This window comes from Paenibacillus sp. BGI2013 (assembly GCF_002843485.1).
Lineage (GTDB): Bacteria > Bacillota > Bacilli > Paenibacillales > Paenibacillaceae > Paenibacillus > Paenibacillus amylolyticus.
The window spans coordinates 1-25296 of sequence record NZ_PJFA01000002.1 but is presented as its reverse complement, the minus strand read 5'-3'; the positions used below and the strand labels follow the sequence as shown (position 1 = coordinate 25296).

At 45.4% G+C, this 25296-nt stretch carries 19 protein-coding genes and 1 rRNA gene; 12 read left to right on the top strand and 8 right to left on the bottom strand.

Going from position 1 to position 25296, the window contains the following annotated elements; translation table 11 throughout:
• Window positions 1–464: 464 nt before the first annotated feature.
• The 7 genes from rsmG to rpmH form a co-directional block, all read right to left on the bottom strand.
• Window positions 465–1187 carry a 16S rRNA (guanine(527)-N(7))-methyltransferase RsmG gene (rsmG, locus tag CXK86_RS04045; RefSeq protein ID WP_036611970.1) on the bottom strand — a complete coding sequence of 241 codons (723 nt, stop codon included), beginning with the start codon at window positions 1185–1187 and terminating at the stop codon, window positions 465–467.
• Complete coding sequence (mnmG, locus tag CXK86_RS04040; RefSeq protein WP_036611972.1) at window positions 1187–3076, bottom strand: tRNA uridine-5-carboxymethylaminomethyl(34) synthesis enzyme MnmG; 1890 nt, start codon at window positions 3074–3076, stop codon at window positions 1187–1189. The genes rsmG and mnmG overlap by 1 nt, the downstream gene beginning before the upstream one ends.
• Before the next feature lie 222 nt (window positions 3077–3298).
• Window positions 3299–4675 (bottom strand): tRNA uridine-5-carboxymethylaminomethyl(34) synthesis GTPase MnmE, encoded by a 1377-nt coding sequence (mnmE, locus tag CXK86_RS04035; RefSeq protein ID WP_036671881.1) that lies wholly within the window; start codon window positions 4673–4675, stop codon window positions 3299–3301.
• A gap of 211 nt (window positions 4676–4886) precedes the next feature.
• The gene (jag, locus tag CXK86_RS04030) at window positions 4887–5588 is read right to left on the bottom strand and encodes an RNA-binding cell elongation regulator Jag/EloR (RefSeq protein ID WP_036611977.1); all 702 of its coding nucleotides are present in this window, start codon (window positions 5586–5588) and stop codon (window positions 4887–4889) included.
• Window positions 5585–6463, bottom strand: a complete 879-nt coding sequence (locus CXK86_RS04025) for a YidC/Oxa1 family membrane protein insertase (RefSeq protein WP_076252192.1) — start codon at window positions 6461–6463, stop codon at window positions 5585–5587. Before CXK86_RS04025 ends, jag begins: the two co-directional genes overlap by 4 nt.
• Before the next feature lie 75 nt (window positions 6464–6538).
• Window positions 6539–6889, bottom strand: coding sequence for a ribonuclease P protein component (gene rnpA, locus CXK86_RS04020; protein ID WP_036611981.1), 351 nt, complete (start codon window positions 6887–6889; stop codon window positions 6539–6541).
• Between the two features lie 358 nt (window positions 6890–7247).
• Window positions 7248–7382, bottom strand: a complete 135-nt coding sequence (gene rpmH, locus CXK86_RS04015) for a 50S ribosomal protein L34 (RefSeq protein ID WP_017691413.1) — start codon at window positions 7380–7382, stop codon at window positions 7248–7250.
• A gap of 576 nt (window positions 7383–7958) precedes the next feature.
• Here rpmH and CXK86_RS04010 point away from each other — a divergent pair.
• The 9 genes from CXK86_RS04010 to gyrB all read left to right on the top strand — a co-directional run bounded on the left by CXK86_RS04010 (window position 7959) and on the right by gyrB (window position 19120).
• Window positions 7959–8633 carry a GntR family transcriptional regulator gene (locus CXK86_RS04010; protein WP_101313484.1) on the top strand — a complete coding sequence of 225 codons (675 nt, stop codon included), beginning with the start codon at window positions 7959–7961 and terminating at the stop codon, window positions 8631–8633.
• A gap of 210 nt (window positions 8634–8843) precedes the next feature.
• On the top strand, window positions 8844–10205 hold the full coding sequence (locus CXK86_RS04005; RefSeq protein WP_036671886.1) for a GntT/GntP/DsdX family permease: 1362 nt from the start codon (window positions 8844–8846) through the stop codon (window positions 10203–10205).
• Window positions 10206–10271: 66 nt separating this feature from the next.
• A complete protein-coding gene (gene gntK, locus CXK86_RS04000) occupies window positions 10272–11819 on the top strand; it encodes a gluconokinase (RefSeq protein ID WP_036671887.1) in 1548 nt (515 codons plus the stop codon).
• Window positions 11820–12690: 871 nt separating this feature from the next.
• Window positions 12691–14037, top strand: a complete 1347-nt coding sequence (gene dnaA, locus CXK86_RS03995; RefSeq protein WP_036611990.1) for a chromosomal replication initiator protein DnaA — start codon at window positions 12691–12693, stop codon at window positions 14035–14037.
• 220 nt (window positions 14038–14257) lie between these two features.
• Window positions 14258–15400 (top strand): DNA polymerase III subunit beta, encoded by a 1143-nt coding sequence (gene dnaN / locus CXK86_RS03990; protein WP_017691408.1) that lies wholly within the window; start codon window positions 14258–14260, stop codon window positions 15398–15400.
• A gap of 16 nt (window positions 15401–15416) precedes the next feature.
• The gene (gene yaaA, locus CXK86_RS03985) at window positions 15417–15632 is read left to right on the top strand and encodes a S4 domain-containing protein YaaA (protein ID WP_036611994.1); all 216 of its coding nucleotides are present in this window, start codon (window positions 15417–15419) and stop codon (window positions 15630–15632) included.
• Window positions 15633–15689: 57 nt separating this feature from the next.
• Window positions 15690–16802 carry a DNA replication/repair protein RecF gene (gene recF / locus CXK86_RS03980; protein ID WP_017691406.1) on the top strand — a complete coding sequence of 371 codons (1113 nt, stop codon included), beginning with the start codon at window positions 15690–15692 and terminating at the stop codon, window positions 16800–16802.
• Window positions 16803–16816: 14 nt separating this feature from the next.
• Window positions 16817–17065 (top strand): extracellular matrix regulator RemB, encoded by a 249-nt coding sequence (remB, locus tag CXK86_RS03975; RefSeq protein ID WP_017691405.1) that lies wholly within the window; start codon window positions 16817–16819, stop codon window positions 17063–17065.
• Between the two features lie 144 nt (window positions 17066–17209).
• A complete protein-coding gene (gene gyrB / locus CXK86_RS03970; RefSeq protein WP_101313483.1) occupies window positions 17210–19120 on the top strand; it encodes a DNA topoisomerase (ATP-hydrolyzing) subunit B in 1911 nt (636 codons plus the stop codon).
• Between the two features lie 97 nt (window positions 19121–19217).
• Here the strand turns inward: gyrB and CXK86_RS03965 are convergent, their stop codons facing one another.
• Window positions 19218–20165, bottom strand: a complete 948-nt coding sequence (locus CXK86_RS03965) for a YheC/YheD family protein (RefSeq protein WP_101313482.1) — start codon at window positions 20163–20165, stop codon at window positions 19218–19220.
• Between the two features lie 427 nt (window positions 20166–20592).
• On the opposite strand from CXK86_RS03965, the gene gyrA reads away from it, so the two are divergent.
• From gyrA to CXK86_RS03950, 3 genes are all read left to right on the top strand, one after another.
• Complete coding sequence (gene gyrA / locus CXK86_RS03960; RefSeq protein WP_036612002.1) at window positions 20593–23157, top strand: DNA gyrase subunit A; 2565 nt, start codon at window positions 20593–20595, stop codon at window positions 23155–23157.
• A 222-nt stretch (window positions 23158–23379) separates the two neighbouring features.
• Window positions 23380–24498 carry an HD-GYP domain-containing protein gene (locus CXK86_RS03955; protein WP_101313481.1) on the top strand — a complete coding sequence of 373 codons (1119 nt, stop codon included), beginning with the start codon at window positions 23380–23382 and terminating at the stop codon, window positions 24496–24498.
• A 467-nt stretch (window positions 24499–24965) separates the two neighbouring features.
• Window positions 24966–25296 (top strand): 16S ribosomal RNA (locus CXK86_RS03950); the annotation flags it as partial.

Sequence of the window (25296 nt, the reverse complement as noted above, 5' to 3'; positions counted from 1 at the left end):
CTTCTTATTCAATAAGCGACCTTTCACATGCATCGTTCTTGGAATAAGTTTTGCCTTTCATAACGCTTTCTGTCATGCAACATCGAACGCATATCCATCTATCTATACATATAATCTATGATCGCTGTGACCCAGGATCGGATACTTCTATTCTATCATCTTTTCTATCATAATCCTATGCTTACCTATTCTTTAAACTCTACTAATTATCCTGCTTTTTCTTTGTGAATATTGGAAATATGACGACTTGCACACATTCAATTAATGAAATTGTTCATGAGTTACTGTGCGTAAAATTCATCAATACAGGTTCTTTAAAAGATATGTAATACGAAGTATCTGTAATGTTGATCCAGTCCTCCATTTTAGAAAACAAAAAAAAGAGAATGTTTCACGTGAAACATCCTCTTTATCTATGTCCAAAATTCTATTTTGTTTTGACTCACTTCAAAACCATCACGCAACTATATCAGCGGAGTCTTCATTGGAGTACCTGGTTTACGCGGATACTTATATGGTGTCTTATCAAATTTCTGAATCAGAATGATGTGACGCTCTGATTCTTCAACCGGCAGCTGGAAAGGATGAACGGCCTTAACCCGTCCTTTCAGCTGATTGAAGCTGAACTCCGCTTCCTTCATTTCTTCACGCGGGTCTCCGCCCTTCATGGCAGCGAATATTCCACTTTTACGAACAAAAGGAAGACAGAATTCATTCAGCACAGCCAGCTTGGCTACTGCACGCGCCGTAACGAGATCGTAGCTGTCACGATACCCTTCTTTGCGTCCAATCTCTTCAGCACGTCCATGGACCAATTCCACATCAGTCAGACCAAGGATATCTACCACATGCTGTAGAAAGCCAATACGTTTATTTAATGAATCAATGATCGTAAGCTTAATATGCGGGAAACAGATCTTCAGTGGCAATCCCGGAAAACCCGCTCCTGATCCAATGTCAGCAAGCTTATTCACTTTGGTCATGTCAGTATAAAAAGCCAGCGATACCGAATCATAGAAATGTTTTGTATACACTTGCTCCCGATCCGTTATGCCCGTCAGATTCATCTTTTCATTCCAGGATACCAGTTCCTGATAATACAGTTCGAATTGCTCCAACTGGAGTTCGCCCAGCTCTAATCCATGTTTCTTTAAGCGCCGCTGCAGTTGCTGTTGAATATCGTCCATTATTGTCCCCTTGCTGCGGTTACACGGTTATAATGCTCCAGGTAGACCAGCAGAATGGAGATGTCGGCAGGAGTAACTCCAGCAATACGAGAAGCCTGACCAATCGAGATTGGACGAATCGTAGCGAGCTTCTGTTTGGCTTCCATAGCAAGACCATGAATCTCATCATATACGATAGTGTCCGGAATTTTCTTTTTCTCCATCTTTTGCAAACGTTCCACGTGGATCAATTGTTTCTCAATATAACCCGCATATTTAATTTGTATTTCCACTTGTTCTTTCATATCTGCTGTCAGTTCTACCTCAGATGGTGAGAGCTGTTCAATCAGTTCATACCCCAGCTCCGGGCGACGCAGCAAGGTAAGCAACGTACTGCCATCCTGAATAGGTGTAGATCCATACTCTTCCAGCTTGGCATTCACTTCAACCGGGCGAGCTTTAGCCACTTTCAGACGTGCAACTTCCTGCTCGACTTTCGCCTTTTTATCCAGGAATTTCGCATAACGCTCTTCAGGGATCAGGCCAATGTCATGTCCGATTTCCGTCAAACGCATATCTGCATTATCATGGCGAAGCAACAGACGATACTCAGCGCGTGAAGTCAACAGACGATACGGTTCATTTGTACCCTTTGTCACCAGATCATCAATCAGCACGCCAATATAACCTTGGGAACGATCCAGTATTACCGGCTCTTTCCCCTGTACTTTGAGTGCAGCGTTGATTCCAGCCATAACACCTTGTCCTGCTGCTTCTTCATAACCGGAGGTACCATTAATCTGACCCGCCGTAAACAGACCTGGTAGACGTTTAGTTTCCAGTGATGGCCACAATTGTGTAGGCACCATCGCATCGTATTCAATCGCATAACCATTACGCATCATTTCCACTTTTTCCATACCTGGAATTGAACGCAGCATAGCCAGTTGAACGTCTTCTGGCATACTCGTAGACAACCCCTGTACGTAATACTCGGATGTGTTCTTGCCTTCCGGCTCAAGGAATATCTGATGTTTCGGCTTGTCGCTGAAACGAACAATTTTATCTTCAATGGAAGGGCAATAACGTGGTCCGGTTCCTTCAATAAGCCCCGAGAACATTGGAGCACGATGCAGATTATCATTAATAATCTGATGTGTATCCACAGATGTATACGTCAACCAGCAAGGCAACTGCTCATTATCGGAAGATTCTGTTTCATAGGAAAAGAACTTCGGCTTGTCATCGCCAGGCTGAATTTCGGTTTTGCTAAAATCAATCGTATCCTTATGCACACGTGGTGGTGTCCCCGTTTTGAAACGAACCAGATCAAAGCCCAGTTCACGCAGATTCTCTGACAATTTAAGAGAGGGTTGTTGATTGTTCGGTCCACTCTCATACATCAACTCGCCCATAATCACTTTGCCGCGCAAGTATGTGCCTGTCGTTAGAACGACTGCTTTAGCCCGATACTCTGTTCCGGTCTGAGTCACAACGCCTACACATTTTCCGTCTTCAACGATCAGTGAATCAACCATACCCTGACGCATCGTCAGATTACGTTCATTCTCCATTGTTTCCTTCATTTTATGCTGGTAGGAGAATTTATCTGCCTGAGCACGAAGCGCGTGAACAGCAGGCCCTTTACCCGTGTTAAGCATCCGCATCTGAATAAAGGTTTTATCGATATTCCGTCCCATTTCTCCACCAAGTGCATCAATCTCACGGACAACATGTCCTTTAGCCGGTCCCCCAATAGATGGGTTACAAGGCATAAAAGCCACCATATCCAGATTGATCGTAATCATTAGTGTTTTGGACCCCATACGAGCTGCGGCCAGCGCGGATTCCACACCAGCATGTCCTGCACCAACGACGATTACATCATAACTGCCGCCATCAAAAGCCATTCCCGTTTACCTCCTTATTCCGCTGCATTTGGTGTAACTCACGCAGACGGATCATGTTCTACAATAATGAAACTACTTCTAACCGTTCATCGGAACTTGCATTCCTATCTATATGAAACCAACACGTAATGGCTACAATATCATTCTATCCTTTGACAACAGGCAGAAATTGTACCTCTCCATCATACACTACGATTTAACTCAATCGGCAGTATATTATTTTTACTTTCCTAGACAGAACTGGGAGAAAATCTGATCAATTAATGCATCATGTGCTGTATCTCCAACAATCTCGCCCAAATGCTCCCACGCCAAACGAACATCAATCTGAATCATATCGATCGGAATGAACTGCTCTGCTGCTTCATAGGCATCCACCAGGGACTGCTTCGCTTTTTTGAGCAAAGCAATATGACGCACATTACTGACATAGGTCAGATCTGCGGACTCCAGTTTACCACTGAAAAATAGCGTAGAGATGGCATCTTCCAGTCGATCCACACCCAGATCATCTTTCACCGACATTGGTACAAGCCGTTCTTCCGGAATGTAACGAAGCAGCACGTCACGTTCTACCTGTGGCGTTAAGTCCATTTTATTCATAATGATTATCGATTGTCTACCGCGGATTTGTTCCAATAATTCAATCTCATCGGGATGAAGTGGCTCCGCGGCATTCACAACCATCAAGATCAGATCGGCTTCACTTACTGCAGAACGAGAGCGTTCTACCCCGATCTTCTCTACAACGTCCATTGTTTCCCGGATTCCTGCTGTATCCAGCAATTTCAGTGGAATATTATTGATCGTAATGAACTCCTCGATTACATCACGAGTTGTTCCTGGAATGTCCGTGACGATGGCCCGGTTGTCTTGCGCAAGTGTATTCATCAATGAGGATTTACCTACGTTAGGTCGTCCAACGATAGCCGTCGTGATACCTTCTCGCAGGATCTTTCCTTGCTCTGCTGTAGTCAGCAATTTATCAATTTCAGTCATAACCTGACTGGACTTTTCTTTAATAAAATCAGACGTTAACGACTCCACATCATGCTCGGGATAATCGATATTCACTTCAATATGAGCCAGTGTTTCCACCAATGTATATCGTAGATCACGCAATTTGGAGGACAACTTGCCTTCAACCTGTTTCAATGCAACCGAGAAAGCCCGGTCCGATTTGGAACGAATAAGATCCATGACACCTTCCGCCTGAGACAGGTCAATCCGCCCATTAAGGAAAGCACGCTTCGTGAACTCACCGGGTTCAGCTAGACGAATATCAAGCTGCAACAACAGGTCCATGACCCGTTTAACAGACACTACACCTCCATGCGCACTGATCTCCACCACATCTTCTGTTGTGAACGAGCGTGGTGCTCGCATGACCGTAACCAATACTTCCTCAATCTTTTCCCCATTAACGGGATCTATGATATGACCATAATGAACCGTGTGAGATGCTGCCTGAGTTAAAGGGGTTTTGCTGCGAAAAATCTTTTCCGTCTCCGACACTGCTTCCGGGCCGCTGACCCGGATCACGGCGATACCCGCCTCTCCGACAGCCGTTGATATCGCTGTGATCGTATCACTGATCATAGTTATCTCTCCTTGCTCTATTTTAAAATTGCCGTCCCTCTGGGGACGCCATATTCATTTTCAAATCTATTAATGATATATCATATGACATGCTGCTTATCGTATTAAGTCCACTCTTTACTTGTTCTACGCACCTTATCAAATTGCTTCTGTACGAAAAAAGCAATGGCTTCTGCACCGGGCAGGAAGCCATTGCGTCTTCAATTTCGTGTTATTTCGTCGTAATAACCACACGCCGATTAGGCTCCTCGCCCTTACTTAACGTCTTAATCTGCGGGTGATTTTGCAGTTTTGCATGGATGACTTTTCGTTCGAGCGGTGGCATTGGTTCCAGTACAACTTCCTTACCGGTACGGATTGCTTGTCCAGCCAACCGTTCAGCCAGATCCTCCAGCGTCTTCCGCCGACGTTGACGGAAATTCTCCGCGTCGAGCACAATTCGAACGAAGCTTTCCGAATAGCGGTTCGCTACAATGTTCGTTAGATACTGAAGCGCATCCAGCGTCTGTCCACGTCTGCCAATAATCATGCCCAGATCTTCGCCGGCAATATTGAAGATATGTCCATCCCGCTGTTTTTTGATATGCACTTCAACATCCAGTCCCATACCTGCTGCGACCTCTTTCAAGAAAGCAGCCGCTTCTTCATAGGGATTTTTAGCTGCAACATCCTCGAGTAATGCATCTACTTCAGACTTGTATGCAGCTGGCTTGATCGGCTGTGGAACAACTTCCGGTACAGGCAATAATTTCACTTCAACTTTGGCCGCCCTCACCCCGAACAAACCCAGGAATCCTTTTGACGGCTGCTCTAACACTTGTATCTCAACCTTGTCCCGACTTACGCCAAGCTCGGTCAATCCTTGGTTTACAGCATCTTCAACGGTTTTTCCTGACGTAATGACTTTGGTCATTTCGATTTTTTGGCCCCTTTCGACCCTTTTCCAGAGACGGTCGCTTTGCCACCGTTTTTGCGTTTAGCTCCATTTTTGGAAGAGCTATTCTGCTTCACGTTGACCTCAGCTACGATTTTATCATTATTCCGGTAAAGGAAATAGTTTTGCACGATCGTGTAGATGTTACTGTAGAACCAGTACAGCGGAAGTGCTGACGGGAACTGATAAGACATCACGAAGATCAAAATCGGGTACACCCACAGCATAAACTGCATCGGACCAATTTGCTGTGCAGGGTTCATACGCATCATCATCCAAGTTTGAATGAATGTTGTGATGGCAGCCAGCACTGGCAAAATAAACAGGTGATCGGGTGATCCGAGCTGGAGCCACAAGAAATCATGCGTTCTCAGACTGGAGTTTCCGTAAATTGAGTTATAAAGTGCGATGTAAATCGGCATCTGAATGATAAGTGGCAGACAACCGGCCATCGGATTAACTTTGTTCTCCTGGAACAACTTCATTGTTTCTTGCTGAACTTTCTCAGGTGTATCTTTAAACTTGGCTTGAATCTCCTTCAGCTGCGGCTGAATCGCCTGCATAGCTTTGGAGCTACGGACTTGTTTCATTGTTAGTGGTAAAATCAGAGTCCGTACAATAAGCACCATCACGAGGACGGCCAGTCCATATTCACCTTTGAACCAGTTGGCGAATGTATCCAGCGCCAGTGAGAACCAGTACACAACATTGGCTTGCCAAAAAGAATCACTATTCTTTAGATCTTCCGTAGTAACCCCGGCTCCTTGTGGAGTACATCCGGCGAGTACAGTGACCATTGCAATGACTGCAATGAGGAGAATCCACTTCCCCTTTGATGTCTTCAATCGCGACACTTCATAACCCCTCTCTTAACCAATCCATTCCATCGTAAAATCATACCATAATTAGGAGGACAAATAAACCGAAGCTTACCGCTTGCTCGACTTCAAAAGAGAGCCCTTTCGCATCGCATGTAGCAGGCTTTTTTCCATTTCCTTATAGGGCATGTCCAGTGCACCTTTTCTGACGATAAAAATCAGATCCATCTGCGTGACGATTTCATGCTCATGATGGCGAACAATTTCCTTGATCATGCGTCTCATCCGGTTGCGTACGACAGCGTTTCCGATTTTCTTGCTGCATGATACGCCGACCCGAAATTGTTCCGTATCTTTACGGCGACAACCATACACCACGAATTGATGATTGGCAAACGATTTCCCATACCGGTATACACGGCTAAAGTCCGCCCGGTTTCGTAGACGCAGTCTTTTATACACGGCGCTTCTCCTTGCTGTTCTCCACCAATGTTATTGACGGAGGCCTCATTACTGATTTAGTATAGGCTTTCTTGAATGACGGTAAACCGCCTTGGCGACAACTTCATTTGGGATGATTGTTAATCAGCTACTTGAACTGATCCGCATTCATCCGGGATGAATGTTGATTGGCCATTTTAACCTATCAACGATTCATCATTATATAATGTAAGTTTTCGAAAAATGGAAAACTCACTCAACATACATTCGTGTGTGTTCAGCACTTTTTCGCAGACCATTCAGACCTGATCTGTAGCAGCATCCAGTCTGATTTGAGCTAATTAAGAAAAAAAAGACCACCTCGGTGGTCTTCAATGCATTAAGCACTCAGGTTTTTACGGCCTTTAAGGCGACGTGCGGCCAAAATTTTACGGCCGTTGCTCGTGCTCATTCTTTTCCGGAAACCATGAACTTTTTTACGTTTGCTAACGTTCGGTTTGAATGTAGGTCTCAATGTATTGCACCTCCTCACAAGGAAATACTTATGTGATGAATCACTTTCATCTTCACAGAAAACACCTTTATATATTTAACCATGATCACCTGGAAAAGTCAACTGCAAGGCGCAAGGCTTCTCCCTCTTTTATATACACTCTTCATCCCACCAATAGTAATGACCACAGTCCGTTCACTTTATTACCAATTTCAAGCCCCGAAGAGAGTCCTGAAAGTTATCCCCAGACCCTGATAAGATCACCCTATTTCAGCGTTTATAGTTATCCACACCCTCCAATACCTGTTATCTCCTTCATTACATCCTGTTTGAAGTTATTCACATGTGGATAATGATTATAGGCTATTAATATCGTCATATTCTAATCCCGTTGTATCCGCTTCAATTAAGGTTTACAAGCTTTTGAGAAAGGTGTAGGATAAAAATCACATCTTGTATACAAGTAGTCCTTTGAAAAAACAATTAGCCGTTAGCTTGTAGCTACAGACTATCGATGGAACTGAATGTCCAGTCCACAAAATAGTTATGCTATGATCAGTAATGAACTGATTACTTATTAATAGGAGCGTTAGCCATATGTTATTTCCTTCTTCCTGGCTTCAAGGGGCTTCCCGTGGTGAAGCCATTGCCTGCGAATTAAGGCTGCGGATCATCAGCGGTACCCTTCGACCTGGAGAGATTTTGTCGGAAAACCGAATTGCGGCTGATTTTGACAGCAGTCGTTCACCTGTCCGTGAAGCGTTACGAACATTGTCCAATGAAGGACTTATTCGACTTGAACGTATGGGTGTCGTTGTCATTGGACTACGAATCAAGGATGTCGAAGAATTGTATGATGTCCGTTTCCTGATTGAAAGTTTTGTGCAGCAGCGACTTGCTGGTGATGTCCCAGAATCATTAATCACCCAGCTGCGTAACGTGATCGACAAAATGCAACTTGCTGGACGGCATCAGGACGCCGTCGAATTCGCCTATCAGGATCTCGTTTTCCACGAGACCATCATTGAAGCTGCTCAGCATTCCCGTATTTCACATCTATGGAAGAGTATTCGATATGTTGTGATGACCGTTATGCTGCTCACAACGCGCAGAGTATTTGTTCAAGGCGAGCAGAAAGTAAGCGCTGTAATTAAGAAACATCGTTTGCTAATTGAAGCACTTGAATCAGGTGACAAGGTGCTCATTCAGACTGGAGTCCGCACGTATTTCCAAGATTCTGGAAAAACCCTGCACGAAAGCTTTGATTCTTAATCGATGCAAGGCGTTTGCAATCATATCCGTCGTGAATGATTGCAGCTTAACTTGTCGACAAGTATACAAAATGCGATTTTGTTTCAAATTTGGGCATGATAAAACTACATTTTTCGCCAACACCTTCTGTAGTACTGGTACAACTTTAATTGTTGACGCTAATTTCACTTGTAAGCGTTCTATATCAGAAATAAAGGAGCACACAACATCATGAGCACTCTTTTTGGACTATCCCACAACGCAACATTATTGGTTTGGACGTTAATTGCGATCGTTTTTCTGATCGTTTTGATCTCCAAGTATAAATGGAATCCCTTTATCACCCTGCTGTTGTCCGCATTAATGCTCGGTTTGCTTACAGGCATGAAACCTGCCGATGTGATCTCTTCCATTACCGGGGGACTTGGCGGCACACTTGGAACCATCGCAATTGTTATTGCTCTCGGTACGATGCTTGGTAAGATGATGGCCGAATCTGGAGGTGCCGAGCGCATTGCAACTACATTGGTTGATCGGTTCGGTGTAAAACGTGTGCACTGGGCCATGATGATTGTTGGATTTATCGTGGGTATTCCCGTTTTCTTCGAAGTCGGCGTGATTTTGATGATCCCTATCATTTTCACGGTTGCACGTAAAACCAACATGTCATTGCTGCAGATTGGTATTCCCATTTTGGCAGGTCTGTCGACCGTACACGGTTTGGTTCCACCCCATCCAGCGCCAATGATAGCGATTGAAGCCTTCAGCGCGGATCTGGGTAAAACCATTTTGTACTCTCTTATTGTTGGTATTCCTACAGCGATTATTGCAGGTCCTTTGTTTGGTAAATTTATTGGAAAAAGAATACACACCGAACCGCCAGCAGAACTGGCTGAACAATTCGCAACCAAAACAAACAGCAACATGCCTGGGTTTGGTATTACCCTGTTTACCATATTGCTGCCGGTTATTTTGATGCTGATTGGTTCCATAGCAAGCATCATTGACCCAAATGCCACGAGCGGTTTCACCGTTTTCAGTGAATTTATCGGTCATGAGATCATTGCTTTGCTCATTTCAGTTGTATTTGCCCTCTTTTCACTCGGCTTTGCACGTGGATTCACCAAACACGATATTTCCCGTTTCACCAGTGAATGTCTGGCGCCTACGGCGACCATCATTCTCATTATTGGCGGAGGCGGTGCCTTCAAACAGGTATTGATCAATAGTGGTGTGGGTAACGCGATTGCTGAAGTCGCTACCCATGCCAACATCAACGTGATCCTGTTTGCCTGGCTTGTCGCTGGTCTCATTCGTGTAGCTACCGGTTCAGCAACCGTAGCCATGACAACAGCCGCCGGTATTGTCGCTCCAGTGCTTGCACTCACACCAGGGGCCAATATTGAGCTGGTTGTACTCGCCACAGGTGCGGGGTCACTCATCTTGTCTCATGTAAACGATGCGGGATTCTGGATGATCAAAGAATTCTTTAATATGAGCGTTTCCCAGACATTGAAAACGTGGACCGTTATGGAAACACTATTATCTGTAGTGGGACTGATCTTTATTTTGCTCCTGAGTACAGTGGTATAAATGGAGTATCTATAGTAGAAAGAAATTAAAATCTTATCGCTTTCTGAAGAAAGAAGGATTAAATACATGAACAACTATATGATTGGGATCGATATTGGTACCACCAGTACCAAATCCGTGTTATTTACCGAGCAGGGCTCCGTCATCAGTACCTCAACTCAGGAATACCCTTTGTATACCCCGGCACCCGATGTTGCCGAGCAGGACCCTGAAGAGATTGTACAGGCGGCCCTCCGCTCTGTACGAGGAGTCATGGATCAGAGTGGTGTTGCTGCCGAGCAGATCCTGTTTGTATCCTGCAGCTCGGCTATGCATAGTGTCATTGCCATGGGACAGGATAATAAACCCTTAACCCGTTGCATCACCTGGGCGGACAATCGAAGTGCAGCTTGGTCTGCCAAGCTGCAAGAGAATGGATTGGGCCATCGCATCTATCTGCGCACAGGTACACCGATCCATCCCATGTCACCGCTGACCAAATTAATGTGGCTGCGCCACGATGAACCTGAACTTTTTGAGAGTACCGCCAAATTTATTTCGATTAAAGAATATCTGTTCTTCCGTCTATTCGGACAATATGTCGTCGACCATTCCATCGCTTCCTGCACAGGTTTGCTCAATCTGGAACAACTGGACTGGGACGCAGAGGCCCTTGAGGTTGCAGGCATTACACCCGACCATCTCTCGAAGCTTGTACCTACAACACATATATTAGAAGGAATGAATCACGAATCGGCTGAAAAAATGGCTCTCTCCCCCTCCACGCCCTTTGTTATTGGCGCAAGTGATGGGGTTTTATCCAATCTCGGCGTGAACGCCATTGAACCTGGTGTTGTCGCAGCAACCATCGGAACCAGCGGGGCCATTCGCACTGTCGTGGACCGTCCGGTTACCGATCCCAAAGGTCGAACCTTCTGTTATGCCCTCACAGAGAATCTTTGGGTCATTGGTGGACCTGTGAATAATGGTGGCATGCTGTTTCGTTGGGTGCGGGATGAATTCGCCGCGTCTGAAGTGGAGACAGCGAAACGACTTGGCATCAATTCCTATGATGTACTGACCAAAATTGCCGAACGTGTCCGGCCGGGATCGGAAGGACTTCTGTTTCATCCGTACCTTTCGGGCGAACGTGCCCCTTTATGGAATCCGGATGCCCGTGGCTCCTTTTTTGGCTTAACACTCCATCACCAGAAAGAGCATATGATTCGTGCTGTCCTGGAAGGGGTTATTTTCAACCTATATACGGTACTGCTCGCCATGGAAGAACAGATTGGGCAACCTACCTCCATTCAAGCCACCGGTGGGTTTGCACGCTCTCCTCTCTGGCGCCAGATGATGTCTGATATCTTCAATCAGGAAGTGGTTGTACCCGAGAGCTTCGAAAGTTCCTGTCTGGGTGCCGTCGTGCTTGGTTTGTACGCTACAGGGCGGATCCAATCGCTTCATGCCGTTTCTTCCATGGTCGGTACAACGCATCGGCATACCCCTGTCAAAGAGAATGCTGTACTCTACCAAGAGCTGCTGCCCATCTTTATTCGGATTTCTCGCAAACTGGAAGAGGAATACGCAGATATCGCTGAATTCCAGCGTAAGATGTCTCTTCCCCGTCTCTAAATCATCAATCCATACTTCGTCTCCGCACCAAAAAAAGAGGGTGTCCTCTAAAACCAAAAATCGGTTTTAGAGGACACCCTCTTTTGCTATACACGCATAATCTATCCTTTGATTTCATATTATACATTTATACACTTCAACCTCCATATTCGAGTATCAGCTTACCTCTTGATCCTGATAATTCTCATTACATATGTCTCAAAATGAAGTCATCTATGTCCATTATTCTTATACATTGCCATCACAGAATTACCATCTGCTCAGAAAATACACCACTGATCTTGTTCAATTAAAAGCATGAGTTTACTCCCCTCTCCGTCTCCCATCCAGACACTGAATTCGTCGCTTTCATCATCGCCCCATTGGCAAGAAAAACGCGAGGGTGAGAGGTCACTCTTTTTCCGATCTCAATCATGCTTCGTTTTTACTTCACGGTTATCCACAGACAGGTTATTCACAAACGAAGAATACTTTTACACACAATTTGGCATCATTTGACGGATAACCTGTGTATAAGACATTTTTGGTTTTTGGGTCATTCTGTCGAAAATTAAACAGTTTATAAACAATATATTGTGTTGTGACTAAAAATTATACACAAGTTATTGAATTTGTGGATAAAATCACGCGATACGTTGAAATGCGGGGTTTCTTTTGCTATGATTGTATTACTTTTGGATGTGAATATGTGATCTGACCCATAATATTATCAACAGCCTGTGGATAAAGTTGTGAACAATTTTCCGTTGTTCATACTTTTTTTGTTTTCGACCTGCGGGGGTTTGGGGATAAATTCAACAATATATCTCGTATTTCGACACTGCATCATGGCTTAAGCCACACTTGGAACATGTAAAAGGAGTGACAGTCTGTGGACAGCCATACTTCTGATTTATGGCAGCAAATTTTATCAATCATACAAAACAAACTCAGCAAACCCAGCTTTGACACCTGGTTCAAAGCAACCAAAGCCACCAAGCTGAATGACCGTTCAATCGTCATTTCCGCACCAACCACGTTTGCCGTCGAATGGCTGGAGAGCCGTTACACCAAATTGGTTGGCTCGACGGTATACGAGTTGCTTGGCAAGCAAGTCGATGTGAAATTTGTCATCGAAGAGAACAAGCCTGCTGAACCGGACCCGCAACTGCCGGCTCCAACGCCTACAGTTGTACAGGAAGAAGCCGTACTCAGCATGCTGAATCCGAAATATACGTTCGATACATTTGTCATCGGGCCGGGCAACCGTTTTGCCCATGCCGCATCGCTGGCGGTCGCTGAAGCGCCCGCCAAAGCTTACAATCCTCTATTTCTGTATGGAGGAGTAGGTCTCGGTAAAACTCACTTGATGCATGCGATCGGACATTATGTTCTGGAGCATGATCCCGGCAGCAAAGTCGTTTATTTGTCGTCTGAGAAATTCACGAACGAATTCATTAACTCGATCCGTGACAACCGCGGGGAGAGCTTCCGTAACAAATACCGGAGCGTCGACATTTTGCTCATTGATGATATTCAGTTCTTGGCGGGAAAAGAATCAACACAAGAGGAATTTTTCCATACGTTTAATGCGCTGCATGAGGAACGGAAGCAGATTATCATCTCCAGCGACAGACCACCGAAGGAAATTCCGACATTGGAAGAACGGCTTCGTTCTCGCTTTGAATGGGGGTTAATCACGGATATCCAGCCTCCAGATTTGGAGACAAGGATCGCAATTTTGCGGAAAAAGGCACGTGCGGAAAACCTGGATATTCCGAATGAAGCGATGATGTACATTGCCAACCAGATTGACACCAACATCCGTGAACTGGAGGGCGCCCTGATTCGGGTCGTTGCTTATTCTTCACTGACTAATCAAGATGTAACCACTCATCTGGCAGCTGAAGCACTGAAGGATATTATTCCTTCCAGTCGTCCCAAAATGATCACTATTCATGACATCCAACAAAAGGTCGGCGAGTATTATAGCCTTAAGCTTGAAGATTTCAAAGCACGGAAACGGACCAAGGCAGTTGCTTTTCCAAGACAGATTGCCATGTATCTCTCTCGTGAACTGACAGACTTTTCTCTGCCCAAAATTGGGGAAGCATTCGGAGGACGAGATCACACCACTGTCATACATGCTCACGAAAAAATCTCCCAAGCGATTAAAAACGATCAGGATCTCTATAAAGTTATCAACAACTTAACCGAAAAAATAAAGAATCCAACCTGAACAAGTCCCAAGCCTATGCACAACGTATACACATGTGGATAGGCTTGGGTGTACGGGTTTATACCCACTTATCCACATATTCAGTGCCCCTATTACTATTATTACTAAAAAGATCTTAAAGATATCATCTCCAAAATAGCCATTTCGGAGCTTAGCCTTCGGCCTTTGAAAAACACCTTTTAACACCCCAACACCCAAAAAAACAGCTAGGAGTGAAACCATGAAAATCAGCATAATGAAAAACTACTTAAACGATTCCATACAGCAAGTATCCAAAGCGATCTCAAGCCGTACGACGATTCCGATCCTGAGCGGTATTAAATTCGACGTCAATCATCAAGGTGTAACGTTGACAGCAAGTGACACCGATATATCCATTCAATCCTTCATCCCGCTTGAAGATGGAGATAAAAGCGTAGTTCAGGTAGATCAACCCGGCAGTGTAGTTTTGCCAGCCAAGTTTTTTGTGGAGATCATCAAGAAGCTGCCATCACAGGAAGTGCACATGGAAGTCAAAGAGAACTTCAACACCTTTATCTCCGCAGGTGCTACCGAAATTCAACTGGTAGGTCTGGATCCGGAAGAATTCCCGGTACTGCCAAGCATCGAAGAAAACCAAACCGTCTCCATTCCAGGAGATTTGCTGAAAAATATGATCAAACAAACGGTCTTCTCCATTTCCACACATGAGACTACTCCAATCCTGACAGGTGTACTCTGGAGTTTGGGTGACAACGAATTGAAATTTGTGGCAACAGACCGTCACCGTCTTGCTACTCGATCAGCAATGCTGGATAATGCAGAAGGTATCCGCTTTAACAACGTGGTCATTTCCGGTAAAACGCTGAACGAACTCAGCAAAATTGTTCCGGATCAAAATACCCTTGTGGATATCGTTGTTGCAGATAACCAGGTTCTGTTCAAAATCGACCGTGTATTGTTCTACTCCCGTATTTTGGACGGAACATATCCGGATACTTCTAGAATTATTCCAACGTCATACAAAACAGAACTTGTTTTAGATACAAAAAAATTAAGTGAATCCATTGACCGGGCTTATTTGCTGTCGCGTGAAGAGAAAACAAACATCGTGCGTATGCAAACGATGGATTCGGGATCCGTTGAAATTTCTTCAAGCTCTTCCGAGCTAGGTAAAGTAAGAGAAGAAATCGAACCTGCCGAGTTTACAGGAGATCCGTTAAAAATCTCGTTCAACTCCAAATACATGCTGGATGTGCTGAAAGTTGTTGAAAGTGAGCAGCTGATGATCGCTTTTACAGGAGTCATGAGTCCAATCATCTTGAAACCGCTGGATGACAGTCACAGCCTTTACGTGATATTGCCATATCGGACGACCAACTAACGAAAGGAAGATCACAGTGAACCAAGTTACGATTCGTACGGAATATATTAAGCTTGATCAATTTTTGAAACTGGCTGATTGCATCCCAACTGGAGGTATGGCCAAAGCTCTGCTTCAGGAAGGACTTGTACGTGTGAATAAAGAGCCTGAGGAACGCCGGGGACGTAAGTTATACCCTGGGGATATCGTTGAAGTGGACGGAGAAGGCACATTCGAAGTTGCTGCAGAATAAGAAGACCAGTTCGATCCTGCTGCCTCCTGACGGACGGGATAAAAGGGAGGTTACCGCGTGTTTGTGAACAGCATTGATCTGCAGAATTTCCGCAATTATGAACATCTGAGACTGGATTCTTTTGGTCCCGTAAACTTGTTGATCGGGCAAAATGCCCAAGGCAAGACCAATCTTGCAGAGGCGATTTTTGTACTTGCACTCACCAAGAGCCACCGTACATCCCGTGACAAGGAGTTAATCCGTTTCGGTGAGGAACGTGCCAGACTTGCAGCAGAGGTCGACAAAAAGTACGGATCGGTCAAGCTTGAACTATCTTTGTCGCAACAAGGCAAAAAAGCAAAGATTAACGGCCTGGAGCAGCGCAAGTTAAGTGATTTTGTCGGAGCGCTCAATGTGGTGATGTTTGCACCGGAGGATCTGGAAATTGTAAAAGGCACACCGGGGGTCCGCCGCCGGTTTCTTGACATGGAGATTGGACAGGTTGCACCTGGCTACCTGTACCACCTGCAGCAATACCAAAAAGTGCTCGTCCAACGAAATAATTTGCTTAAGCAGTTATGGGGAAAAGGGGCATCGGCCCAGACCATGCTTGAGGTGTGGAACGAACAACTGGTCGAGCATGGTGTTAAAATCGTCAAAAAAAGGAAACAATTCATAAAGAAACTGCAAAAGTGGGCAGAAACGATTCATCAGGGGATCACCGGAGGCGGAGAAGTCTTGCGGCTGGCCTACCTTCCTTCCTTCAGCGAAGCCGCTGAGGAAGATGAAGCTGTCTTAATGGACCAATTTATGATAAAATTATCACAAATGAAAGAGCAGGAGATTCGCCGAGGCACAACCCTTAGTGGGCCGCATCGGGATGACCTGTCCTTTTTCATTAACGATCGGGAAGTACAAACATATGGCTCGCAGGGGCAGCAGCGCACAACGGCGTTGTCCCTTAAACTTGCGGAAATTGAACTGATTCATGAAGAAATCGGAGAATATCCAGTTCTGTTGTTGGATGATGTTCTGTCCGAGCTGGACCCTTTCCGCCAGACGCAGCTGATCGAAACGTTCCAGAGCAAGGTGCAAACCTTTATTACGGCTACGGGGATCGAGAGCCTGAACGTTGACAAGCTCAAAGATGCCAGTATTTATCACGTTCATGCCGGACAGGTTGAACGCTAAGGAGTGAGGGGCTTATGTACATTCATCTGGGCGGTGAGAAGATCATCCGTTCTTCCGAATTGGTCGCTATTTTTGATATATCGATTGAAAAATCCTCAAAGATCTCCAAGCAGTATGTCACGCATGCCGAGCAGGAAAAAACAGTGGAACACATCGGCGAAGAGGAAGCCAAGTCCATTGTGGTGACCAAAAACATTGTGTACTACTCGCCTATTTCCTCAGCCACGCTGAAAAAGCGGGCTCACATTTTTCCGGATCTCTAGCGTTGTGTGGCATAAAAGATGTCTCTTTTGCTGCTTGTCTTTAAATTTGAGTAGCTGCTGAAATGAAGGACGTTGCCTATTTCAGCAAACATTATTAGTTAACGCATATTTACGATATTGAATCTATAGAAGTAGGTGAAAGGCATGTCTATGAATCAACCGTCATATGATGCGAATGAAATTCAGGTCCTTGAAGGATTGGAAGCCGTACGGAAGCGTCCGGGCATGTATATCGGTTCCACCAGTTCCAAGGGCCTGCATCATCTGGTCTGGGAAGTAGTGGACAACAGTATTGACGAAGCGCTTGCAGGTTACTGCGACCACATTGAGGTCAGTATCCATGAAGACAATAGCGTGACTGTAGTCGATAACGGACGGGGTATTCCTGTCGGCGAACATACCAAAATGAAACGTCCTGCACTTGAGGTAGTTATGACTGTCCTCCATGCAGGGGGAAAATTTGGCGGCGGCGGATATAAAGTATCCGGTGGTTTGCATGGTGTTGGTGTGTCCGTTGTGAATGCACTCTCTGAAAAAGTGGTTGTAACGGTTAAACGTGAGGGACATATCTATCAACAGGAATATCGCCGTGGAGCTCCACAGTACGACCTGAAAGTGATCGGAACAACCGACGAAACAGGAACAACAGTTAGATTCCATCCGGACCCTGAAATTTTCACGGAAACAAGAGTTTATGAATATGACATCTTGCTGGCCCGTATTCGTGAGCTGGCGTTCCTGAACAAGGGTATTGGTCTTACATTGACGGATGAGCGTACAGGCGCAACCAACTCATTCCTGTATGAAGGCGGCATTATCGAATACGTCTCCTTCCTCAACCAGAAGCGCGAAGTACTGCATGAAACTCCAATTTACGTTGAAGGTTCCAGAGATAACATCCAGGTGGAAGTTGCCCTGCAATACAATGACAACTACACCGAGAATATCTATTCCTTCGCGAACAATATCAACACGCATGAGGGCGGAACGCATGAATCAGGTTTCAAGAGTGCCCTTACGCGGATTATCAATGACTACGCCCGTAAGGCGGGGGTAATCAAGGACAGCACGGGGAACCTTTCCGGGGATGACGTGCGTGAAGGCTTGACAGCTATTATTTCGGTCAAGATTCCGGAACCGCAATTTGAAGGACAGACAAAGACCAAGCTGGGCAACAGCGAAGTGCGTGGGATTGTCGAATCCTTGTTTGCCGAGAAGCTGCAGGAGTTCCTGGAAGAGAATCCTTCCGTATCCCGTCGCATTTTGGAAAAAGGTCTGCAAGCAGCACGTGCGCGTGAAGCTGCCCGTAAAGCCCGTGAACTGACACGTCGTAAAGGTGCACTCGAAGTAAGCTCACTTCCAGGTAAACTGGCAGACTGTTCATCCAAGGATGCTTCAATCAGCGAATTGTACATCGTCGAAGGTGACTCTGCAGGCGGATCAGCAAAGCAAGGTCGGGATCGTCATTTCCAAGCGATTTTGCCACTGCGTGGTAAGATTTTGAACGTGGAAAAAGCTCGTCTCGACCGGATCTTGGGTAATGCGGAGATTAGAGCAATTATTACGGCAATGGGTACGGGTATTGGTGATGACTTCGATATTGCCAAAGCACGCTATCACAAAATCATTTTGATGACCGATGCCGACGTTGATGGTGCTCATATCCGAACACTATTGCTGACGTTCCTGTATCGGTACATGCGTAAAATCATTGAGGCAGGTTATGTATATATTGCACAACCGCCATTGTTCAAGATTGAGCGTAACAAAGTGATTCGTTATGCCGGTTCCGAGAGAGAGCGCGATGAAATTATTGCAACGCTCGGCGAAAATGCGAAATTCAACGTTCAGCGTTACAAAGGTCTTGGTGAGATGAATGCCGGACAATTGTGGGAAACGACGATGGATCCGGAGAGCCGGACCATGATGCAAGTATCGATCAATGATGCCATACTTGCTGATACCATGTTTGACACCCTGATGGGGGATAACGTTGAACCGCGTCGTGACTTTATCCAGGAAAATGCAAAATACGTGAAAAACCTCGACATTTAACATATTCGAAGAGGCGCCTGAGAGGGCGCCTTTTTTTATATCAGGGAAGGTATGGAACAGGGAAGGCGTATACTTACACTTTCGTATCCCTTTGTTGTTATCTGCGTACACGTTTTTTGGTAGATGAAGCCTGTGCTTTAGGGGATGGACGGGAGCTCTTACCCTTTTTGGAGGGCAAACGACCGTACGCAATCGCATAACGTTTAATCTTCCGGTACGCCTCCTTGTCCGGTAATAAGCCAAAGGCATAAATGCCTGGCAGTGTGTTGACTTCAAGAATCCAGGGACGCCCTGCTTCGTCTAGCGCAATATCAATACCAATCTCTTTGAGTCTTGGAAATGATGTTTGCAATTGCACAGCGGTATGAATACCTAAGCGGTACAGCTCAGTGCGAAGTTTTTTGAAGCCCTCCTGGTGAAGATGGGGGAGTACGAGTTCTTCAAACGTAGCCAATCGCCCACCACCATGAATGTTGGTGATGATTTTGCCCGGCGCAGCAACACGTCCCAGAATACCTGTTGTTTCCCAGTTGTGTTGCAGATTTTTCTGAGTTAACACACGCAAGTCAAAAGGCAAATCTTCATGCTTCATCAGCGAGATTCCCTGTTGAATGATATATTCACGTTCCTGAATGCGATCATTCAGTGCTCGTTCGAGTTCGTCCAGAGAATGAAATGATCTCTCCTCTGTACCGTATTGGAGATGATATGTTGTTGTGAGATAGGTAGCTCTGGAGATAACAGCACTTGCTTCGGGTTCATCAGGCAGGTTTCGATCATTGGTTTCTTCCGAAACCTCTGCATCTGTGGTGGAATCTTCGGAATTATCGACAGGTTCGTATAAACGGGTTGTTTTCACCCGCATGACCCCATTACCGTAAGTACCACGGTCCGGTTTGATATAGTTGGACTCAAATAATTCAGTCATTCGTTCCAGAGTTTGACGGCTATATTTTCGGGTCACCGGGATATATTCATTCACAATGCGACTGCGTTGTAACACGGCTGTTTTGGCCCATTTGCTGGAGACGCGTTGGATACCCAAGATTCATCAGTCCTTTCATGTTTTGTTCAGTTCTAAAGAGGGACCAGACACGGAGAAATCAAAGGACAAGAGACGATTTCAGTGGTATAATAGAGAAATATGGCGTTTTGTGCGATGAGCTGCACAATTTGCAGTTTGATCGTAGGACGGGAATGGCTTTAGCCTCGGTAGGCACAGTACATATGCCGTTTTTCTAGCATTGTATGTGCAATTGGGGAGGAAGGCAGGGCGTATCCCCAGACACGCAGAAGTTCCCGGAAGAAAGGCTATTGCCCAGCGGACGTTTAATTGTGTAACTTTTGTGAAAGTAATATAATAAAGAGTAGCGTTCTTGCGCGGTTTTAGCCTTGTTAGGCTTTTCACATATAATCAACTTTTTTGCATGACGGAATGGAACGTTTGTTGAAGGACAAGAAGGAGGTCCAGCATGGCGGAAGAAATGAACTCTCAGATTACAGATCGGGATATAGGCGTCGAGATGCGTGAATCGTTTATGGATTATGCGATGAGCATCATCGTTAGCCGTGCCTTACCTGACGTGCGTGATGGATTGAAGCCGGTTCACCGGCGTATTCTGTACGCGATGTCAGAGCTCGGCATGACACCCGATAAACCACATAAAAAATCAGCCAGAATCGTCGGCGAAGTTATCGGTAAGTATCACCCACACGGTGACTCTGCTGTTTACGAGACGATGGTACGGATGGCACAGGATTTCTCCCTGCGTTATATGCATGTAGATGGACATGGTAACTTTGGATCGGTCGATGGTGATATGGCAGCAGCCATGCGTTATACCGAAGCACGTTTGTCCAAGATTGCTATGGAAATGCTCAGAGATATCAACAAGGATACGATTGATTTCCAGCCAAACTATGACGGTGAAGAACATGAGCCAATCGTTCTGCCTGCTCGTTTTCCTAACTTGCTTGTCAATGGGGTCGGCGGGATCGCGGTAGGTATGGCTACCAATATTCCTCCTCATAACCTGGGTGAGGTCATTGATGGTGTACAGGCCATGATTCAAAATCCGGACATTACATCCATGGAACTCATGGATTACATTCAAGGACCAGACTTCCCTACGTCCGGCTACATTTTGGGCCGTTCAGGCATTCGCCAGGCGTATCAGACCGGACGTGGTTCAGTAACGATGCGGGCCAAAACCAACATCGAAGAGAACAACAACAAGGCGCGAATTATCGTTACAGAGTTGCCTTATCAGGTAAACAAGGCGAGACTTGTTGAGAAAATCGCCGAGTTGGTACGTGATAAAAAGATTGATGGTATTACTGACCTTCGTGATGAGTCTGACCGTAATGGTATGCGGGTTGTAATTGAACTTCGCAGAGACGTGAATCCGGGGGTTGTCCTGAACAACCTGTACAAACATACATCGATGCAATCCACTTTCGGGATTAACATGCTTGCGATTGTTAATAAAGAACCTAAAATTCTGAACTTGCGTGAAGTGTTGTATCACTATCTGCAGCATCAGATTGAGGTTATTCGCAGACGTACGCAGTTTGAACTGAAAAAGGCTGAAGCTCGTGCACACATTCTAGAAGGTTTACGTATTGCGCTGGATCATATCGACGAGATTATTACGTTGATTCGTTCATCAAGTAATGCGGATGCAGCAAGAGAAGGTTTGATTGAGCGTTTCTCACTCAGTCATGATCAGGCTCAAGCTATTCTCGATATGCGTTTGCAACGCCTCACAGGTCTGGAACGCGAACGTATTGAAAATGAATATAACGAACTGATGGTCAAAATCAGAGAGTATCGCGAAATTCTGGCCAATGAGCATCTGGTGCTTGAGATTATCAGTACGGAGCTGCAAGAGATCCGCGACCGCTTCAGCGATGATCGTCGTACAGAGATCACTGTAGGCGAAGAGAGCATTCTGGATGAGGACCTGATTCCACGTGAAGAGGTTATCATTACGATTACTCATACAGGCTACGTGAAACGTCTGCCGGTATCCACATACCGCAGCCAGAAACGTGGTGGACGTGGGGTCGTGGGTATGGATACAAAAGATACCGACTTTGTCGAGCATCTGTTTGTGACCAACTCCCACAATTACCTCATGTTCTTCACTGACAAAGGTAAAGTGTACCGTCTCAAAGCTTACGAGATTCCAGAGCTTGGACGTACCGCTCGGGGAACGCCGATTATCAACCTGATCCAGATCGAGCAGGGCGAATCGGTCAATGCCGTAATTCCGGTCCAGGAATTCGAAAGTGACAGATACTTGTTCTTTGCTACCCGCCAAGGGGTTGTGAAGAAGACGCCACTTGAGGATTACACCAATATCCGCAAAGGCGGCTTGATCGGTATTTCCTTACGTGATGATGACGTTCTGATCGATGTTAAGCTGACCGATGGATTGCAAGAGATCATCATGGGTACAGCTCACGGAATGTCTATTCGATTCTCGGAAGGTAATGTACGTTCCATGGGACGTAGCGCAACCGGCGTCAAAGGGATTACATTGGATGAACAGGATGCTGTTATCGGCATGGATGTAGTTGATAAAGAGCTTGATGTTCTGATCGTTACAGCCAAAGGTTACGGTAAACGTACACCTGTCAGTGATTATCGGATGCAGACTCGTGGCGGTAAAGGGATCAAGACTATTAATGTCACAGAGAAGAACGGCTCAGTAGTCAGCCTCAAAATGGTTAAAACCGAAGAGGATCTGATGATTATCACGTCCAGCGGTACGTTGATCCGGATGAGCATGGAAGGCATATCCACTATGGGTCGATACACGCAGGGTGTGAAGCTGATTCATATTCGTGACGAGGATTCAGTAGCTACAGTCAGCCGAATTGACAAAAATGAAGAGGAACCAGACGATGAGTCGCTTGAAGGCTTGGAAGGCGAGGAGTCCCAAGCTCCGGAAGTAAGCTTGGAAGAAGGCACCGTTTCTGACGCTGAGGTTAATGAAGTTGAGGGCGACGACGATTCCGGTTCGGAAGCATAAAATAGAATTTTATAAAGACTGATCTCTTTGAGATTGGAAGAAGATTGCGAGGGCTCCCACCGGGAGCCCTTTTGTTTGTATAAAGGAATCTCTTCTTTTATTCTTCCGAATCTGGGATGTACAGCCTGATTCCTGAGTAATATAATGGGAAATATCATGAAAAACCGGGACTATGGTCTTGTTTGTATTAACATAGAAGAACGATGAGTGAGGGGAATACACATGGGATTAATCACCCTGTCAGAAGTCAAACCAGGACTCAAACTTGGGAGTGATGTGCAAACACTTCGCGGCAACGTTCTGCTTCAGAAGGGAAAAGTCATTTTACCCAAGGATATGGAAGTGCTCAGAGCCTTTATGATTCAACAGGTAGATATTGAACAAGAAAGAATGGTGTCGAGTAGTACAGGAACCAAAGGTGCATCTGTGTCCGCAGGAAGTTCTGCCAATGACAACAATGGTGAACGGGCAGGGAAGACAGGGAACGTCACCACAGCTCCTGTAGTAACGTCTTTGCAGGATGAGTATGAGAAGATGGTCGGACTAACCAAAAATGCTTTCCTGTCCTCTCTGGCGGCTGAATTACCGGTCTATGAGTTACGTACACAGTTGGAGGCAGTGTTTGCACATCTCAAACAATATAATGTGCTTACCTTCAGTCCACGAGTAATGCAAGAACATGATTATGTATATCACCATGCCGTACTGAGTGCGATCACATCCTATCAACTGGCTCAATGGATCGATCTCCCCTCCAAGGATTGGATGCAAGTGGCTTTTGCAGGCTTGTTCCATGATATTGGTAACAACAAGGTAGATCCTCAGATTCTCCATAAACCATCCACGTTGACGGCTACAGAGCAGGAAGAGATTCGTCAGCATACGAAATATGGTTATCAGATCCTTAAACAGGCAAAGGCTATTAATGAGGGAGCCAGACTTGCAGCTTTGCAGCATCATGAAAAAGTGGATGGATCAGGCTACCCGTTGCAGCTTAGTGGGACGCAGATTCATATTTATGCCAAGATTGTAGCTATTGCTGATATTTTCCACGCCATGACGCTGGAGAAGATCTACCGCAAGGCACAATCACCATACCTAGTCCTAGAACAGATCCAAAGTGAGGCCTTTGGGAAATTGGACCCTGCAATCGTAAGTGTATTTGTTCAACGGTCGACCCAGATCCATAATGGCATCCGAGTAAAACTCAGCAATAACCAGATTGGAGAGATCGTATTCTCTGATCGAGATCATCCTACACGGCCTATGGTGTCAGTAGAAGGAACCATCATTAACCTGATGCAGCAACGGCAGCTTCATATCCAAGAGGTTATCGGATAACAATAGATATTAAAGTATCTTGATGAGAGGGCCTTTCTTTTATAGAGAGGCTTTTTACGTGAGATAAATGTGGGAGTGTAGAAAAAAACAAAAAGATTATAGAAAGATATATAATTAATCAAAAAAAGACTTGCATTCAATATCTGTACATGGTATATTCTAATTCCGGCCAAGAAAACACGGTTTACACGGTGCGGCAAGCAAATGAAATAAGCTTCAAAAGAAACTTAAAAAAAGAGCTTGCAAAGTTGGTTTGGATGTGATAAGATATAAAAGTTGCTGAAGAGAACGACATTCGGTAACAAAATAAGTTTGATCTTTGAAAACTGAACAACGAGTGAGTTAACATTCTGCTTGCAGAATGAACGCGAAAGTTTGAGACAAGCCTTGGCTTGGATCGACTGGAGCACAAATGAGATTTTTAATCTCGTCAGATTCAAAATGAGCTTATCGCTCTTTTCAATACTTTATTGGAGAGTTTGATCCTGGCTCAGGACGAACGCTGGCGGCATGCCTAATACATGCAAGTCGAGCGGAGTTGATAGGAAGCTTGCTTCCTTGATACTTAGCGGCGGACGGGTGAGTAACACGTAGGCAACCTGCCCTCAAGTTTGGGACAACTACCGGAAACGGTAGCTAATACCGAATAGTTGTTTTCTTCGCCTGAAGGAAACTGGAAAGACGGAGCAATCTGTCACTTGGGGATGGGCCTGCGGCGCATTAGCTAGTTGGTGAGGTAACGGCTCACCAAGGCGACGATGCGTAGCCGACCTGAGAGGGTGATCGGCCACACTGGGA

Bases quoted from the DNA above. Each gene is read 5' to 3' on its own strand.
- rsmG (WP_036611970.1), bottom strand. From the start codon at position 1,187: ATGGACGATATTCAACAGCAACTGCAGCGGCGCTTAAAGAAACATGGA.
- mnmG (WP_036611972.1), bottom strand. From the start codon at position 3,076: ATGGCTTTTGATGGCGGCAGTTATGATGTAATCGTCGTTGGTGCAGGA.
- mnmE (WP_036671881.1), bottom strand. From the start codon at position 4,675: ATGATCAGTGATACGATCACAGCGATATCAACGGCTGTCGGAGAGGCG.
- jag (WP_036611977.1), bottom strand. From the start codon at position 5,588: ATGACCAAAGTCATTACGTCAGGAAAAACCGTTGAAGATGCTGTAAAC.
- CXK86_RS04010 (WP_101313484.1), top strand. From the start codon at position 7,959: ATGTTATTTCCTTCTTCCTGGCTTCAAGGGGCTTCCCGTGGTGAAGCC.
- CXK86_RS04005 (WP_036671886.1), top strand. From the start codon at position 8,844: ATGAGCACTCTTTTTGGACTATCCCACAACGCAACATTATTGGTTTGG.
- gntK (WP_036671887.1), top strand. From the start codon at position 10,272: ATGAACAACTATATGATTGGGATCGATATTGGTACCACCAGTACCAAA.
- dnaN (WP_017691408.1), top strand. From the start codon at position 14,258: ATGAAAATCAGCATAATGAAAAACTACTTAAACGATTCCATACAGCAA.
- remB (WP_017691405.1), top strand. From the start codon at position 16,817: ATGTACATTCATCTGGGCGGTGAGAAGATCATCCGTTCTTCCGAATTG.
- gyrB (WP_101313483.1), top strand. From the start codon at position 17,210: ATGTCTATGAATCAACCGTCATATGATGCGAATGAAATTCAGGTCCTT.
- gyrA (WP_036612002.1), top strand. From the start codon at position 20,593: ATGGCGGAAGAAATGAACTCTCAGATTACAGATCGGGATATAGGCGTC.
- CXK86_RS03955 (WP_101313481.1), top strand. From the start codon at position 23,380: ATGGGATTAATCACCCTGTCAGAAGTCAAACCAGGACTCAAACTTGGG.